Source organism: Streptomyces sp. NPDC002588 (assembly GCF_040295925.1).
Classification (GTDB): Bacteria; Actinomycetota; Actinomycetes; order Streptomycetales; family Streptomycetaceae; genus Streptomyces.
In genome coordinates this window covers 89,438-105,087 of sequence record NZ_JBEOWF010000032.1, presented here as the reverse complement: position 1 = coordinate 105,087, position 15,650 = coordinate 89,438, and the positions used below count along the sequence as shown (strand labels likewise).

Below are 15,650 nucleotides of genomic sequence, written 5' to 3'. Positions count from 1 at the left end.
GTCATTCCCAGCCGTAGTCGGCGGTCTCGTCCCGGAAGATCGTGTGTTGGTGGATCCCGTCGGTCGAGGCGCCGGGCTGGTTGGAGAACTCGACCCAGGCTGACGGTCCGTCAAGTCGTACGTAGGTCTGGCTGTTGTCCAGGGTCGTCCCGCCGCTCCAGCCGATGTACGTCTCGTCGTACTCCGAGACGTACTTGGCCAGCAGCCGTGCCGCCGCCTTCTCGTCCAGGTCGTCGACCCATGCCCTGAGCATCGCGGTGACCTTCGCCCGCTGCTTCTTGGTGAGGCTGCTGACCAGGACGCCTTCGGGCTGGGTGGGGAAGGGGCCGTCGTGGCCGGGGCCGAGGTAGAGGTCGTCGAAGCTGCCGTCGATCTCGGCGGCGGTCAACTCCTCGGCGGTGAGGGACTGGATCGCGGCGATCGTGGAGGTCCGCTTGTCCTCCAGCGGGGCGTAGTACAGGTTCTCCCAGTCGAACTCCATCGGCTCCACCGCGGTGAGCGTGGGCGAGATGCTCACGCTGCCGCCAGCGTACGTGAGGTTGTAGGCGGCGTGGTGACCGCCGTACTGGAGCGTGAACTGCCCTGACTTGCTGGGCGTTCCGAAGAAGGAGACGTAGTACCACTCCGAGCCGAAGTTGGCGCCGCCGCCTCCGCCGGGGGGACGGCCACCGCCGGTGGGTGTCGCGGTGGGGGTGCCTGTCGGAGTGCCTGTAGGGGTGCCGCCTCCCGGTCCGCCGGTGTCCGGGAGCGAGGCGAGATAGTCGTCGGCCTTGCGGATCTCGACGAGTTCCTCGTAGCCCTTCTTGCTGAGCGCGGCCTCCATGACCTTCAGGGCCGCGGCCTCCTGCGCGTCGGTGAGGTCGCCCAGCTTCAGGCCGTTGCGCTCGACGACGGGTGTCGGGAAGTTGGACCAGCCGGTCTTCTTCGCCGGGTCGTCGAAGTCGTAGAGGGCGGTGTCCTTCTGCTCGTCGGACAGCGTGGCGAGGAAGGCGTTCGCGGCGGCCACGACCTGAGCGGTGTTCGCGCCGCCGGCTCCGGTGCGCAGGGCGGACGCCGGGACCGGTTGCGGCTTCGTCAGCGCCGCCGACGACGACGCCGGGTCGACGGTGCCGCAACCGGCGGCGCCGAGACCGAGGCAGACGGCGAGCGCCACGGCACGGCGTACACGTAACCGCCCACGTTCCGGCGCGATCGGTACGGGCACGGGGTGGGGAACGGAGGACATGGGACTCCTGTGGGGGGTGTGGGTTCAGGTGCGGCCCCATGCTCCGCGAGCGATCTCAGACCCGGTCGGGAGCCGGTCCGGAATTCGATGAGAACCGGTACCAGGAACGAGAACCGGTGACCGGAATGCGAACCAGCGCCCGGAAGCGGTGTGCCATCATGCCCGGATGTCTGATCGTGTCCTCATCGCCGACGACGATCGCGCGGTCCGTGAATCCCTCGCGCGCGCACTGGAGTTGGAGGGATACGACGTCGCCACCGCCGCCGACGGGGTCGAGACGCTGACCCGGGTCCGCCGGGAGTCCTTCGACGTGCTGGTCGTCGACGTGATGATGCCCCATGTCGACGGCATCGCCGTGTGCCGCGTCCTGCGCGCCGACGGTGACCGCACCCCGGTCCTCATGCTCACCGCCCGGTCCCGGACCCCGGACCGGGCGGCCGGCCTCGACGCCGGTGCCGACGACTATCTGCCCAAGCCCTTCGCGGTGCCCGAACTGACGGCCCGGCTGCGGGCGTTGCTGCGCAGAGCCGCCCTGACACCGAAGCCGGTGCGGGAGCCCGAGGACACGGACTGGGGCGACACCGTTCTGCGTATGGCTTCGCTGCGGATCGCTCCGGCGGCCCGCCGTGTCTGGTGGGGCAAGGAGGAAGTGCGGCTCACTCGGACCGAGTTCGACCTGCTGGAACTCCTGGTGCGCAACGAGGGACTCGTGCTGGATCACCAGACGCTCTACCAACAGGTCTGGGGTCGCGACGCCGGCGTGGACGCCAAGAACCTGGCGGGCTACGTCGGATATCTGCGGCGCAAGCTCAGCGCGGCCGGAGCGCCTGAACTGATCCACACCGTGCGCGGCGTCGGGTACGCAGCACGGTCATGACCCTGCGTTCGCGGTTCGCGCTCGCCTTCGCCGCCATCGGTGCCGTGGTGGCCCTCCTGGTCGGAGCGCTGAGTTATCGCGCCGCCTCCGACCGGGTCATCGCCGAGATCGACCGGACCCTGCGGTCGGCCACGGTCGCCCTGGCGCACGCCAAGGAGCGCGGCGGGCAGCCACTGGTCTCCGAGGTGATCGCCCAGGTACCGGAGCTCTTTCCCGGCCCTGACCGTCCCGGTCCCGGGGACGAGCCGGAACGACGGATGATCCTGCAGTCAGTCGCCGTCGACGGAACCGCCGCCCGCCTCGGTGGCCCGGGCGTGCCACTACCGGTGTCCGACACCGGGCGGGCCCTGGCCGCCTCGGGCAGGGCCGGGGACACGGACATCGCCGAGGTGGTCGTGGCGGGCCGCACCTACCGTCGGCTGACCACCGCCCTGGGCGGGAGGCGGGGCGCGTTGCAGGTGGCGGTCCGGATCGACGAGACCCGTCGGGTCCTGAACGGTATGGCCATGGAGATCGCGGTGGTCAGCCTCGCGGTCATGTTGGTCGCGGCCGGCGCGGGTCTGCTGGTCGCGGGACACATCACCCGGCGCCTGGTACGGCTGGCCGAGGTCGCCGAAGAGGTCAGTGCCGACGGGCGAGCCGTGCTCGGACACACGGACCTGACGGGCGGGCAGGACGAAGTGGGCCGGCTGTCCACGTCGTTCGGCAGGATGCTCGGGCGGATCGCCGCCGCCCGTGACGCCCAGGAGAGACTGGTGCACGACGCCGCCCACGAACTGCGGACCCCTCTCACCAGCCTGCGCACCAACGCCGCCGTGCTGCGCCGCGTCGCCGAGCTCTCCCCACAGGCCCGCGACCGGCTCCTCGACGACGTCGAGGGCGAGACCAGCGAACTCGCGCACCTCGTGGAGGAACTCGTGGAGCTGGCGCTGGCCGGCGCACAGGAAGAGGCCGAGGAGGCCGTGGAACTCGCCGCGGTGGCCCGCCGTGTCGCGCGACGCGTGTACCGGCGCAGCGGTCGCCTGGTCCATGTCGACGCCGACGGCACCATGGTCCGTGGCCGCCCACAGGGCCTCGAACGCGCACTGGGCAACCTGATGGAGAACGCCGCCAAGTTCGACCCCGATGGCGACGATCCCATCGAGGTACGCATCCGCCGTGGCGCGGTCACCGTGTCCGACCGCGGACCGGGCATCGCCCCCGACGCCCTCCCCCGGGTGTTCGACCGCTTCTACCGCGCCGACACCGCTCGCGCCCTGCCCGGCTCCGGACTCGGCCTCGCCATCGTCCGCGACGTCGCCGAAGCCCACGGCGGCACGGTGACCGCGGGCCCTCGCCCCGGCGGCGGCGCCTGTATCGGCTTCACCGTGGCCGGGTCGCGCCTACTGCCCGGAGCCGAATGACCTTCTCGTGAAGGAACGTTGGCGCCTGAACTCAGTGAACGACCAGGTCGACGGTGAAACCAGGGTGGGCCGCCTGACGGAGGGTGTTCAGCCGGGCTGCCGTACCGGGAGCAGCACTGCCGAGGGATGCTCGGGGTCGTGGAAGACCTGCTGGTCCGCGGCGCGGAGAGTGGTGGCGGTGGCCCTTGGCTCGCCGGTGCCGGGGTTGCGGGCGTAGCGGGGGAAGGCGCCGCTGGAGACCTGGACCCTGATGCGGTGGCCGCGCCTGAAGCGGTGGGCGGTGGGCCACAGCCGGACGGCGGCGCGGGAGAGTTCGTCCGCGTCGGTGAGGCTGACCAGGCCGTCGCACAGGTTGGTCGAGCGGCCCTTCTCGTCGACGTCGCAGAGCCGTACGAAGACGTCGGCGTGGGGCCGGCTGGAACGGAACCAGATCTCGGCCTCGACCTCACCGATCACCTCCACGTCCTCCTCCAGGACGGGGGTGGTGTACGTGAGGACGTCCGGGCGGGCCTCCAGGCGGGAGTTGTCCACCCGGCCCCCGTCGCCTGGGGCGAATCGCACGCCGCCGCGGGCAGGGGTGGGGTCCGCCGGGTCGTAGCGATAGCCGTCGGGAGACGATTCTCCGGGCAACTGCGGTGACAGCGCGCCGGCCGCCTGGAGGTGGAAGCGTTGCGGAGCGTACCCGGCAGGCGGCCAGGAGGCGAAGCCCCGCCATTTCTCCTCGCCCATCACGTACAGGCGCACGGGTGCGCGCTCCGGCGGCTGCTCGCCCTGGGCGTGGGCGAGTCCGAACTCCAGAGTCTGCGCCGCGGCCTGGGCGAAGACACTCATAGCCGTGTGCGCCCACGGGCCGACCGTGAGCCGAGCCTCGCTACCCGCCGCGCGCAGAGCCTGGTAGTCGCGGAGCTGGCCGGGCAGGAAGATGTCGTACCAGCCGCCCACCGAACTGACCGGCACGCTCACCTCCGCCACCCGCGCCCGGTGGTCGACCCCGGCCCAGCGCGGGTGATCAGCGCCGTGGACGAGGATGTCCTGGAGGTACTGCGAGCGGCGGCCGAGCGCGGCGGTGTCGGCGTCGGCGAGCGGCAGGGTGAACTGGGCGCGGTGCGTCTTCCTCGCGCTGAGCAGCTGGCGGACCAGCGCCCCTCGGCGCTCCTGGCCCGCCACCATGACTCCCCAGCCGAACGGTGTCTCCAGCGAGAAGCCGTCCTCGCGGAGGAAGTCCAGCGAGAGCGCGGCCTCGGTCACCACCGGGATCATGGCCTTGACCTGCGGGGGCAGCCGGTCGGCCACGGCCCACTGCACGTAGCCGAGGTAGCTGCCGCCGGTGAGCACGATCGCATCGCCGCACCACGGCTGTTCCAGCAGCCAGTCGAGGGTGGCGAGACCGTCCTCGCGTTCGTGCCGGAACGGGTCGAAGTCGCCTTCGGAACCGAAGGTGCCGCGGGCGCTCTGGACGACCACCTGGAAGCCGCGTTCGGCCAGGGGCGGGGCCGACAGCGCCACTATCGGACCTCGGCGGCCGTACGGTGTGCGGATCAGGGCCGTGGGCAGGCCGTCGCCGCCCTTGCGCGGCGCCCACCGGTCGGCAAGCAGCACGGTCCCGTCGGGCATCGGCACCCTGAGGTTCCGCTGGACGACGACATCCCTGGTGAGCGGGGGCGTCAGCTTCAGGAGCCGCTGGACGAGGCGGCTGCCGTGTCCGGCCCGCCTTCCCGACCGCGTACGGCCGGTGGCTTCGCCCGCCGCTCGGGGACGGTCCTCGATGTCTGCCATGGTGTTCACTCCGCTTGAGCAGGGGATCCGGGGCGGTGCTCGGTGAGCATCGCGAGGGTGTCGGGCGGCCCCTGGACGGCGGTTCGCTGCATGTGGTGCAGCACACTGCGGATGCCGCCCAACTCCTCGCCGCCGCCCGCCCGGCCGGGGCCGCCGTGCACGGTGTGTGGGAGTGGCGAGCCGTGGCCGGTGGACTCCGCGGCGTCGGTGCGGTCGAGGAGATGCAGGCGACCGTGCCAGGGGGCCGCCCCGAGCAGGATCTCGCGGGCGAAGCCGGGGTCGTGCGTGACGACCGAAGCGACGAGGCTGCCCTCGCCTCGCGCGGCCAGGTCGACCGCGTGGGCGGCGGTTCCGTCGTACGGCAGCAGAGTGGTCACCGGGCCGAACGCCTCGACCTCGTGCGGCTCGGCCCGGTCGGGGTCGTCGCAGCGCAGCAGCAATGGGGGGAGGAAGGCGCCGCGTGTGCGGTCACCGTCCAGGACGTCGAACCGGTCGGGGTCTCCGTGGACGACGCGGGCCGCCGCTGTGAGCGTCTTGAGCGCGCGCAGTACTTCCTCCCGCTGCCCGAGCCCGGCCAGGGGGCCCATGGCGATCGTGGGATCGGCGGGATTGCCGACACGTATCCCGTCCAACTCCTCCGACACCGCTTCCTGTACGGCGTCGATGAGTCCGGCCGGCACGAGGGCGCGGCGGATCGCGGTGCACTTCTGCCCTGCCTTGACGGTCATCTCGGTGACCAGGGTCTTCGTGAACAGGTCGAACTCGGGGGTGCCGGGAGTGGCGTCGGGCCCCAGGACGGCGCAGTTCAGGGAATCGGCCTCGGCGTTGAAACGGACGGCGCGGCCGACAACCGCGGGGTGGCTGCGCAGAGTACGGGCCGTGGCTGCCGAGCCGGTGACGCTAAGGAGGTCCTGTCCGGCGAGTGCGTCGAGGATGCCGTCGGGCGGTGCGCAGACCAGCTGTACGGCGCCTTCGGGGAGGATGCCCGACTCGATGATGCGGCGGAACACCAGTTCCGTCAGATAGGCCGTCTGTCCCGCGGGTTTCACCACCGAGGGCAGGCCCGCCAGCAGGGCCGGCGCAAGCTTCTCCAGCATGCCCCACACGGGGAAGTTGAACGCGTTGATCTGAACGGCCGCGCCCAGCCTCGGTACATGGATGTGAAGTACGCCGAACGTGCCCTGCCTGCCGACCGGTTCCGTGTCGCCGTCGGGCAGGACATGGCCGTCCGGCAGTTCCTTGGCACCCTTGCTGCCGTAGACGAACAGCACCCCGATGCCGCCGTCGATGTCGAGGACGGAGTCGCGGCGAGTAGCTCCGGTGCGGGTCGACAGCGTGTGGAACTCGTCCGTGTGCGCGGTCAGGTGCTTGCCCAGCGACTTGAGCAGGCGGGCGCGCTGATGGAAGGTCAGCTCCCGCAGAGCGGGGCCGCCCACCTCACGCGCGTGACGCAGCGCGGCCACGGCGTCGACGGGGCGCCGTGAGAGCCGGGCCACCTCGGCTCCGGTCGCCGCGTCCAGCAGGGGGCGGCCCTCGTCGGGTGCCTCGTACCAGGCGCCGGCGAGGTAGCTGTGCAGTTTCGCAGGCATGGGAGGGCCCACCTTTCCGTGCTCTCGGGTTCAGCGGTCGATGCGCCTGAGGTCCCGCCGGTAGCGGGTGGCCGCGTCGACGTAGGTGCGTACGGCGTACTCCACCCAGGAGGGGTCGACTTCTGTCCCGCGCAGCCGGACCGGGACACCGAGGGCCATGGTCTTGGCCGGGATCTCGAAGTCCTCGGGCACGAGCGCGCAGGCGCCGACCACGGCCCCCTCGCGCACGGTGACCCGGTTGAGGACGACGGAGCCGGAGCCGATGAGGCAGCGACGCTCCACCGTGCAGCCCTCCAGGTGAGCGTTGTGTCCGACCACGCACTCGGGGCCGATCACGGTCGGCCACTGCTCGGTGGTGTGCAGGACGGTGCCGTCCTGGATGCTGGTGCGGGCGCCCACCTCGATGCGTCCGCCGAGGTCTCCGCGCAGTACGGCACCGGGCCAGACACTGGCTTCCGCGCCGATCCGCACGCTCCCGATCACGACGGCGTCGGGGTGGACGAAGGCACTGGGATGGATGTCCGGCTCGCAGGGCCCGAGGGCGTAGACCGGCATGGCTGCCACCTCGCTCGCGTCCTGGTCGGTCACTCGCCGACCCGACCCACACTCTACTGATAATTTTCGTGACGACAAGATATTGTCTAAAGACAGGAAAGGCTCAGCGGTCCGCTACCGGAATGCCCGGATACGCTGGTGAAGCCGGTGTCGCACGACGGCGTGACAGATCGGAATGTCCGGCAGCGAGGGAAGTGAAGAACCATGGTGGAGGGCGCTTCGCGCGGACCGGCCCGCAAGACTCGAGCCAGTAGAGGCACGGCGGAAGGCACACGGCCGGTGGTCAGTCGGCGCCGTGAGCTCGGTGACGTCAGCGCGCGCTCGCTGCTGATGACCATCCTCGGCGAGTACGTGCTCCCCCAAGGCCGCTCGGTGTGGACGTCGGCGCTGGTGGACGCGTTGGCCAAGTTCGGTGTCGAGGAGAAGTCGGCCCGCCAGGCGCTGGCCCGCACCGCCGCGGAGGGCTGGCTGGCTTCGGAGCGGGTGGGCCGCCGGGTGCGCTGGGCACTCACCCCTCCGGGCCGGCGGATGCTGACCGAGGGCGCGCAGCGCATATACGACTTCGGCAGCGGCGAGCGCGTCTGGGACGGCACCTGGCTGGTGGTCCTGGTCTCGGTGCCGGAGGCCAAGCGGGACTTGCGGCATCGGGTGCGCACCCGGCTGACCTGGGCAGGCTTCGGCTCCCCGGAGCCCGGCGTGTGGATCACCCCCCGCACCGACCGCGAGCCGGAGGCCCTCGGTGTCCTGAAGGAGCTCGGGCTCGCCGACGACGCGATGTCCTTCACGGCCACATACGGCGCCGTCGGCAGCGAGGCGGCCATGGTGGCCCGTGCCTGGGACCTCAGCGAAGTCGAGGAACGCTACGAGGAGTTCATCGACGAGTTCACGGGGCTGCGCCCCGCCGACGGCGACGCCGTCCTGCACGCCCAGACCATGCTGGTGCACGAGTGGCGCCGCTTCCCGTTCCTCGACCCTCGCCTGCCTCCGAAGCTGTTGCCCGCGGGCTGGAGCGGCGCCAAGGCAGCCGAACTCTTCCACAGCAGGCATGCCGAATGGAGCCCGGCGGCTTTGGAGCGGTGGAGCGAGCTGACCGAGGATCACGGACATGTCTGACACCGGTGCACGCGCGGCAGGGTGCGGGATCAGACCCCGAGGCCGGGAAAGACCTTGGCCGCGTTGCCGGACAGCACGGCCCGGACGGTGTCTGCCGGGAGGCCCAGCGCGCGCAGCGCGGCGACGTTGCGGGAGGCGCCGGGTACACCGGGCCAGTCGGTGCCGAAGATCCACCGGGTGGCCAGCCTCGGCAGGTCGAACCGGGCGTAGTACTCGGGCAGTTTGCGCGGCGGCAGTCCGGCCAGGTCCAGCCAGACGTTGGGCTTGGCCAGCGCGAGGAACGCCGCGGTGTCGTACCACCAGCCCCGCCCTCCGTGGGCGAAGACGAACTGCACGTCGGGGAAGTCCTCCACGGCATCGAGGAGGAGCTGTGGATCGCCGAACCGGGCGCGGGCGCCCGGGAAGCTGGAGGTGCCGGAGTGCACGACGACCGGGACGCCCCGCTCGCCGCAGAGCGCGTACAGCGGGTACAGCTCCTTGTCGGCCGGGTCGAAGCCGCCGTGCACCGGGTGCAGTTTGACGGCGACCGCGCCCAGGTCCAGCTGGCGTTCGGCCTCCGCCACCACCGGGTGGTGCAGGTGGGGGTTGACGTTGGCCACCAGCCGGAAGCGGACCGGGTTGTGCGCGAGGATGGGCAGCAGGTCGTCGATCGGCTGGATGCCGGTGGCGCGTGGGCTGTACTCGCAGAACAGCAGCGCCCGGTCCACCCCCTGTGCCTCCAGCAGGGCGTCCAGCCGCTCGGGGACGGGGTCGCCCCGCTGGTCGTAGGCATCGCGCCACGGGTGGTCGCCGCTGAAGCTGTCCGCCCACTCGAACCAGGCCGGCTTGAGCGTGGACAGCCGTGGGACGTGGACATGTGCGTCGACCACGGTCTCGCCGTCGATCACGGCGCCTCCTTCGCTCGTGTGCTCAACCGCGCGGGTCGTACCCGGCGACGAGTTCGGTGTCCGCGCCGGCCGGGCCGTGGCCCGCGGCGCCGCCCGGTGCGCCGATCGGCGCGTCCCGGCCCGGCAGGGGCTCGGTGAAGAACCGCCTATTGTCGGCGACGAAGTCCTTCAGCTCCAGCGGCACCCGGCGGTCCTGCGAGATCGCCTGCACCGGGCAGACGGGCTCGCAGTTGCCGCAGTCGATGCACTCCAGCGGATTGATGTAGAGTTTGCGGTCGCCTTCGTAGATGCAGTCGACGGGGCACTCCTCCATGCAGGAGCGGTCCGTGATGTCGATGCACGCTTCGGCGATGACGTAGGGCATGGGAGTTCGGTCCCCTTCGGTGCTACGCGACGGCCGGGGCCGTAGTCGGGACGTCGGTGGAGTGACCGGGGAACACCGGCTGCTCGGGATCGATGTGGTGCGCCGCGTTGTTGACGGCGGTCGCGGCCTCCCCGAAGCCGACCGCGATCAACCGCACCTTGCCGGGGTAGTCGTTGATGTCGCCCGCCGCGTAGATCCCCGGCACGGAGGTACGCATCGCAGGGTCGACCGGGATGTGCCGTCTGTTCTCGATGTCGATGCCCCAGGCGAGGAGCGGGCCGAGGTTCGCGGTGAAGCCCAGGGCGGCGATGATCCCCTGACAGGGAAGGTGGCGGGGCGGCGCGTCGTCGTGGGCCCGCCGGATGATCTCGACCGCCTCGACGTTCCGGCCGTCGCCGATCACCCGCGACAATTCGGCCTCGGTGATGATCTCCACGTCCGTGTCTCGTACGGCGGCCACGGTGGCCGGGTGCGCGCGGAACGCATCACGACGGTGGACCAGCGTCACGGAGGCTGCGATCGGGAGCAGGGTGAGCGCCCAGTCGAAGGCACTGTCGCCGCCACCGACGATCACGACGTCCTGGCCCGCGTAGTCGTCCGGCCGACGCACGAAGTACGCCAGCCCGGCACCCTCGTACCCGGCCGCGGCCGGCAGCGGGCGCGGGGTGAAGGTGCCGATGCCGCCGGCGATGAGCACGGCCTTGGCCCGTACCCGCGCGCCCTGGTGCGTGGTCACGACGAAGGTGCCCTCCGCGGTCCGGTCCAGCGTCTCGGCCCGGTGGCCGAGCAGGTGGTACGGGTCGTAGGGCGCCGCCTGTTCCAGGAGCCGGTCGACGAGTTCGCGCCCCCGGACCGCGGGGAATCCGGCGATGTCGAAGATCTGCTTCTCCGGGTACATGGCGTTGATCTGGCCGCCCGGCTCGGGCAGCGAGTCCAGCACGGTCACGGACAGGCCGCGGAAACCGGCGTAGTAGGCGGCGAAGAGACCGGTCGGGCCGGCTCCGACGATGAGCAGATCCGTGCGGTGATCCGCGGGGGGCGTGGACACGCACGTCCTCCTTGAGGGCGGGGAAAGTCAGTGGGAGAAGGGGAGTTGACGGTGACTGGGCAGAGGATCAGCTCGGTGCCGTCGGCGCGGACGGCGTCTCCGCCCAGGAGCCGTCGCGGGCCATCGCGCGCAGCACATTGCGGCGGATCTTGCCGGTGGGCGTGCGGGGCAGCTCGGGCAGCCCGATCACGCCGCGCGGGCGCTTGAAGGCGGCCAGGCCCTCGCGGCACCACGCCACGAGCGCCTCGGGATGGACCTCGTGGCCGGGCCTCGGCACCACGCAGGCGACCGGTTTGTCCAGGCCGTCCGCGTCGGGTACGCCGACCACGGCGACTTCGGCCACGTCCGGGTGGGCGAGGAGGCGTTCCTCCACCTCGGCGGGCGAGACCCAGATGCCGCCGGCCTTGAGCAGGTCGTTGGTGCGGCCCATGCAGGTGTAGGTGCCGTCGGTGTTGCGGACGTAGGTGTCGCCGGTGCGCACCCAGTCGCCGAGGAAGACCTGGCGGCTGGTCTCGGCCCGGCACCAGTAGCCGGTGGCGGCGGACTCCCCGCGCACGTACAGCTCGCCCGGGGTGTCGTCGCCCTCGACCACACGGCCCTCGACGTCACGCAGCTCGACCTTGTACCCGGGTACGGGTTCGCCGGAGGAGCCGGGGTGGACCCGGCCCGAGCGGTTGGAGATGAAGATGTGCAGCATCTCCGTGGAGCCGATGCCGTCGAGCACCTCCACGCCGAAACGCTGCAGCATTCCGTCGTACATGCGCGCGGGCAGTGCCTCACCGGCGGATACACCCATCCGTACGGTCGCGAAGGCGTCGTCCGGGATGTCGGTGCTCGCGAGGAGGGGCCCGAAGAAGCCGGGCACGCCGAACAGGACGGTGGCCCGGTCGCCGGCCGCCCGCTTCGCGAACAGCGTGGGGGACGGTCTGGAGGGTTCCAGCAGTGCCGTTCCGCCCGCCGCCAGCGGGAAGAACAGGGAGTTGCCGATGCCGTAGGCGAAGAAGAGCTTGGCCACGGACAGACAGCGGTCCTCGGGACCGAGACCCAGCACCCGCTGCCCGTACTTCTCGGCGACGAACTTGATGTCGATGTGCCGGTGCATGGCCGCCTTGGGCATGCCCGTGGTGCCCGAGGTGTAGAGCCACAGGGCGGGCGAGTCCGGCCAGGTCGGGTACGGCCCGTCGTCCGTGCCGACGCCGCCGTCCAGCAGCTGCTGCCAGGTGTGGCCCTCGACGTGACCCGGGAGTCCGGCCGTGTCATCCCCTGTGAGGACGGCGTGCTCGACCTCCGGGGCCTGCTGGAGCGCCGCCCTGACGACCGGTCCGAACTCGGCGGAGCCCAGCACGACCCGGCAGCGCGAGTCGGTCACCAGTTTGCCCAGTTCGGGGCCGGTGAGCATGGTCGAGGCGGGGAGGGCCACGGCGCCGATGCGGAAGGCGGCGAGGATGCCGGTGAAGAGCTCCACGTCGTCGGCCATGCACATCAGGACGCGTTCCTCGGGGCGTACTCCGAGAGCCCGCAGTCCGGCCGCCACCTGGCGCACCTCGGCCGCCAACTGGTCGTAGGTCAAGGCCTGGACAGGGGTGACGACGGCCGTGCGGGAGCCGTTGCCCTCCCGCACGTGCCGGCCGACCAGGTAGTCCGCCGCGTTGAACACTTCGGTCATGTGGCTCACGCACCCTTAGACGAGGCGGACGTACTCGTAGTCGAACGGTTTGCCGTTGATGCCGTTGACCGGCGGCGCGACCCAGTGGGCGATCTTCCCCCGCTCGTACACAGGCTGCATCAACGACCGTACGAAGGCGAGGTCCTCGGCGGTGGGCAGCCAGTGGTGGCGGCTCGCCTCCCAGGTCTGCTCGTCGACGATCGTGCCGTCCGGGGTGATGTGGTGCCCCGAGGCGATACCGACGCTCCGGTTGAAGCCGGGGTGCGGCAGCCTCAGCCGGAAGTCGATCCCGTGGTCGTCCAGGATCCGGTTCCAGCGCTTGAGGCCGTTCTCGCAGTCCGCGATGTACTCGTCACGCAGGTCCAGGTTGAGGGCGAGCAGCGCGGGGACCTCGTCCACCGCCCAGGTGCCGTCCCCGGCCGGCTTGTCCAACAGGACGCCGCTCTCCGTGAGTTGGTGGTCGTCCTTGCGGCGCTCCTCCTGCCAGCGGCCCTTGAGCCCGGCGGTGTAGTAGTTCGCCGCGTTCGTCGAGGTCTCGCCGCCGAAGAGGTCCAGGGACACCGTGTAGTGGAAGTTGATGTACTTCTGGATGATGTCGAGCGGGATGCCGCCACAGGCCGCGATGTCCAAGGTGTCGTGCTCGCGGACCAGTTGGGCGCTGCGGGTCACCACGCGGTCGATACCGGTGGTGCCGACCATCATGTGGTGGGCCTCCTCCTTCAGCATGAAGGTGCAGGTCCGCGAGAGCGGGTCGAAAGCGCTCTCCTTGAGCGAGCCGAGCTGGTATTTGCCGTCCCGGTCGGTGAAGTACGTGAACATGTAGAAGGCCAGCCAGTCGGCGGTCTCCTCGTTGAACGCCCCCAGGATGCGCGGCGCGTCGGGGCTGCCCGAGTTACGGAAAAGCAGAGCTTCGGCCTCCTCGCGACCCTCCCTGCCGAAATAGGCGTGCAGCAGGTAGACCATCGCCCACAGGTGCCGGCCTTCCTCGACGTTGACCTGGAAGAGGTTGCGCAGGTCGTACAGGCTCGGCGCGGACAGGCCCAGCAGGCGCTGCTGTTCGACGGAGGCCGGCTCGGTGTCTCCCTGGACGACGATCAGGCGCTGCAGGTCGGCGCGGTACTCGCCGGGCACCTGCTGCCAGACCGGCTCGCCCATGTGCTCGCCGAAGGCCACCCGGCGGTCGGGGGTGGGCTCGGCCAGGAAGATGCCCCACCGGTAGTCGGGCACGTCGACGTGGTCGAAGTGGGCCCAGCCGTCGCGGCCGACGGCTACGGCGGTGCGCAGATAGACGCCCTGGTTCTCCAGGGTCGGGCCCATCTCCCCCCACCAGTTGAGGAACTTGGGCTGCCAGCCCTCCAGGGCCCGTTGCAGTCGACGGTCGTCGGCGAGGGCGACGTTGTTGGGGATCCTGGAGTCGTAGTCGATCCTCGTGGGCATCGGGGTCACACTCGCTTCCGGTCGTAGACCGCCTTCTGACCGGTGCCGTAGCGGCGCAAGGCGCCTTCGGGGCCGGAGGCGTTGGGGCGTATGAAGATCCAGTTCTGCCAGGCGGTGAGTCGGCCGAAGATCTTGGTCTCGATGGTCTCCGGGCCGACGAACCGGTGGTTGGCCTCCATGCCGGTGAGCGCGTCCGGGCTCAGCGCGGCACGGCTCTCCAGGACGATGCGGATCTCGTCCTCCCAGTCGATGTCGTCGGGTGCGTCGGTGACGAGGCCGAGTTCGCGGGCCTGGGCGGGGCCCACGGGCTGCCCGGCCCCGCCGTGCAGCCAGTCGAGGTGGTCGTCCTGCTGGTAGAAGCGGGACTGGAGGCGGGTGAGGCCGTTGCCCATCGGGAAGGCGCCGAAGTTCGCCTCGGAGAGGGTGAGATGGGCGCGTGCGTCGCTGTCGGGGTCCTCGATCGGCGGGCCGTCCAGCATGTACTGCAGGTCGCAGGCGAGGGCCAGCTCCAGCAGCAGCCCGGCGAAGCAACTGCCCGGTTCGATCAGGGCGATGAGGCTGCGGCTGGTGACGTCGAGACGTTTGAGGGTGCGCTTGTAGTAGTGCAGGATCTCGTTGCCGAGCCAGTCCCGGTCACCCAACACGGCCTGCTCATGGGCCAGTACGCGTGCAGGGTCGCCCTCCGTGCGCAGGACCCAGGTCCCCAGCTCGGGCTCGTTCGTCCTCAACCGCAGGATCAGGTCGTCCAGTTCGCGGGTCATGGCCAGCAACCAGCCGTCGGCACCTTGGCCGTGCAGCGAGGTCGGGGCGTCCTCGTCGGGTCCTCGTACGGTGATCCGGACCAGGCCCAGCGGGCGGTCGTACTCCGCGCGCACGTGGCGGTAGGCGATGCCGTCCTCGGTGACCTCGCGCTCCAGCGGGGTCAGGGCGATGCCCCGGGCGTCCGCCGGGCGGGAGCCTCGTTCGGCGGCCTCCACCGCGCGCTGCTCGACGATCGTGCGGAAGTCGCGGCGCGGGACGACCTCGTCGACCAGCCGCCAGTCCACCGCCGTCTTGCCACGTATGCCGTCGCTGCGGGTGGCGAAGAGGTCGGCGAGGTCCTTGCGGACGCGGCGCTTGTCGGTGACCCGGGTCAGGCCGCCGGTGCCGGGGAGCACGCCGAGGAGCGGGACCTCGGGCAGGGCGACCGCCGAGGAGTTGTCGTCGATCAGCAGGATCCGGTCGCAGGCCAGGGCGAGTTCGTAACCGCCGCCCGCGCAGGAGCCGTTGACGGCGGCGATGAAGGTGATCCCCGAGTGTTCCGAGGCGTCCTCCATGCTGTTGCGGGTCTCGTTGGTGAACTTGCAGAAGTTCACCTTCCACTGGTGCGAGGAGCCGGCCAGCATCCGGATGTTCGCCCCGGCGCAGAAGACCTTCTCCTTGGCGCTGGTCAGCACCACCGAGCGCACCTCGGGGTGCTCGAACCGCAGCCGCTGGAGGGCGTCGTAGAGCTCGATGTCCACGCCCAGGTCGTAGGAGTTGAGCTTCAGCTCGTACCCGGGGACCAGGCCGCCCTGCTCGTCGACGTCCATCTCCAGCCACGCGACCGGACCGTCCGTACTCAGCTTCCAGTGCCGGTACGCGTCCGGGCTTCGGTCGAAGGACACCACCACCATGACGAGCTCCTCCTCGCGTCGGCGCGGATACCGACAGGGAAATCTTCTACAGAAG

General features: G+C 70.8%; 13 protein-coding genes. 3 read left to right on the top strand and 10 right to left on the bottom strand.

Annotated features, from left to right (window positions below):
- Nucleotide 1 precedes the first annotated feature (1 nt).
- The gene (locus ABT057_RS31865) at nucleotides 2-1,225 is read right to left on the bottom strand and encodes a DUF3500 domain-containing protein (RefSeq protein ID WP_352347105.1); all 1,224 of its coding nucleotides are present in this window, start codon (nucleotides 1,223-1,225) and stop codon (nucleotides 2-4) included.
- A 166-nt stretch (nucleotides 1,226-1,391) separates the two neighbouring features.
- Between ABT057_RS31865 and ABT057_RS31860 the strand changes: the two genes are divergently transcribed.
- On the top strand, nucleotides 1,392-2,102 hold the full coding sequence (locus ABT057_RS31860) for a response regulator transcription factor (protein ID WP_352347104.1): 711 nt from the start codon (nucleotides 1,392-1,394) through the stop codon (nucleotides 2,100-2,102).
- On the top strand, nucleotides 2,099-3,505 hold the full coding sequence (locus ABT057_RS31855; RefSeq protein ID WP_352347103.1) for a sensor histidine kinase: 1,407 nt from the start codon (nucleotides 2,099-2,101) through the stop codon (nucleotides 3,503-3,505). Before ABT057_RS31860 ends, ABT057_RS31855 begins: the two co-directional genes overlap by 4 nt.
- Nucleotides 3,506-3,592: 87 nt before the next feature.
- Here the strand turns inward: ABT057_RS31855 and ABT057_RS31850 are convergent, their stop codons facing one another.
- Genes ABT057_RS31850 through ABT057_RS31840 form a run of 3 tightly spaced genes read right to left on the bottom strand, consistent with a single transcriptional unit; the run spans nucleotide 3,593 to nucleotide 7,458 of the window.
- Complete coding sequence (locus ABT057_RS31850; protein WP_352347102.1) at nucleotides 3,593-5,281, bottom strand: CocE/NonD family hydrolase; 1,689 nt, start codon at nucleotides 5,279-5,281, stop codon at nucleotides 3,593-3,595.
- A 5-nt stretch (nucleotides 5,282-5,286) separates the two neighbouring features.
- Complete coding sequence (gene paaZ / locus ABT057_RS31845; RefSeq protein WP_352347101.1) at nucleotides 5,287-6,870, bottom strand: phenylacetic acid degradation bifunctional protein PaaZ; 1,584 nt, start codon at nucleotides 6,868-6,870, stop codon at nucleotides 5,287-5,289.
- 30 nt (nucleotides 6,871-6,900) lie between these two features.
- Entirely contained in the window at nucleotides 6,901-7,458 is a 558-nt protein-coding gene (locus tag ABT057_RS31840; RefSeq protein ID WP_352347100.1) for a gamma carbonic anhydrase family protein, read from the bottom strand.
- Nucleotides 7,459-7,704: 246 nt separating this feature from the next.
- Here ABT057_RS31840 and ABT057_RS31835 point away from each other — a divergent pair, with 246 nt between their 5' ends.
- A complete protein-coding gene (locus ABT057_RS31835; RefSeq protein ID WP_352347099.1) occupies nucleotides 7,705-8,538 on the top strand; it encodes a PaaX family transcriptional regulator in 834 nt (277 codons plus the stop codon).
- 29 nt (nucleotides 8,539-8,567) lie between these two features.
- On the opposite strand, the gene ABT057_RS31830 is transcribed toward ABT057_RS31835, so the two are convergent.
- From ABT057_RS31830 to boxC, 6 genes are all read right to left on the bottom strand, one after another.
- Nucleotides 8,568-9,425 carry an amidohydrolase family protein gene (locus tag ABT057_RS31830; protein WP_352347098.1) on the bottom strand — a complete coding sequence of 286 codons (858 nt, stop codon included), beginning with the start codon at nucleotides 9,423-9,425 and terminating at the stop codon, nucleotides 8,568-8,570.
- A 22-nt stretch (nucleotides 9,426-9,447) separates the two neighbouring features.
- Nucleotides 9,448-9,789, bottom strand: a complete 342-nt coding sequence (gene fdxA, locus ABT057_RS31825) for a ferredoxin (protein WP_352347097.1) — start codon at nucleotides 9,787-9,789, stop codon at nucleotides 9,448-9,450.
- A gap of 22 nt (nucleotides 9,790-9,811) precedes the next feature.
- The gene (locus ABT057_RS31820) at nucleotides 9,812-10,837 is read right to left on the bottom strand and encodes an NAD(P)/FAD-dependent oxidoreductase (protein WP_352347096.1); all 1,026 of its coding nucleotides are present in this window, start codon (nucleotides 10,835-10,837) and stop codon (nucleotides 9,812-9,814) included.
- Nucleotides 10,838-10,904: 67 nt separating this feature from the next.
- On the bottom strand, nucleotides 10,905-12,503 hold the full coding sequence (locus tag ABT057_RS31815) for a benzoate-CoA ligase family protein (RefSeq protein ID WP_352347095.1): 1,599 nt from the start codon (nucleotides 12,501-12,503) through the stop codon (nucleotides 10,905-10,907).
- Between the two features lie 15 nt (nucleotides 12,504-12,518).
- The gene (boxB, locus tag ABT057_RS31810; RefSeq protein WP_352347094.1) at nucleotides 12,519-13,940 is read right to left on the bottom strand and encodes a benzoyl-CoA 2,3-epoxidase subunit BoxB; all 1,422 of its coding nucleotides are present in this window, start codon (nucleotides 13,938-13,940) and stop codon (nucleotides 12,519-12,521) included.
- 5 nt (nucleotides 13,941-13,945) lie between these two features.
- Complete coding sequence (boxC, locus tag ABT057_RS31805; protein ID WP_352347093.1) at nucleotides 13,946-15,595, bottom strand: 2,3-epoxybenzoyl-CoA dihydrolase; 1,650 nt, start codon at nucleotides 15,593-15,595, stop codon at nucleotides 13,946-13,948.
- Nucleotides 15,596-15,650: the final 55 nt, after the last annotated feature.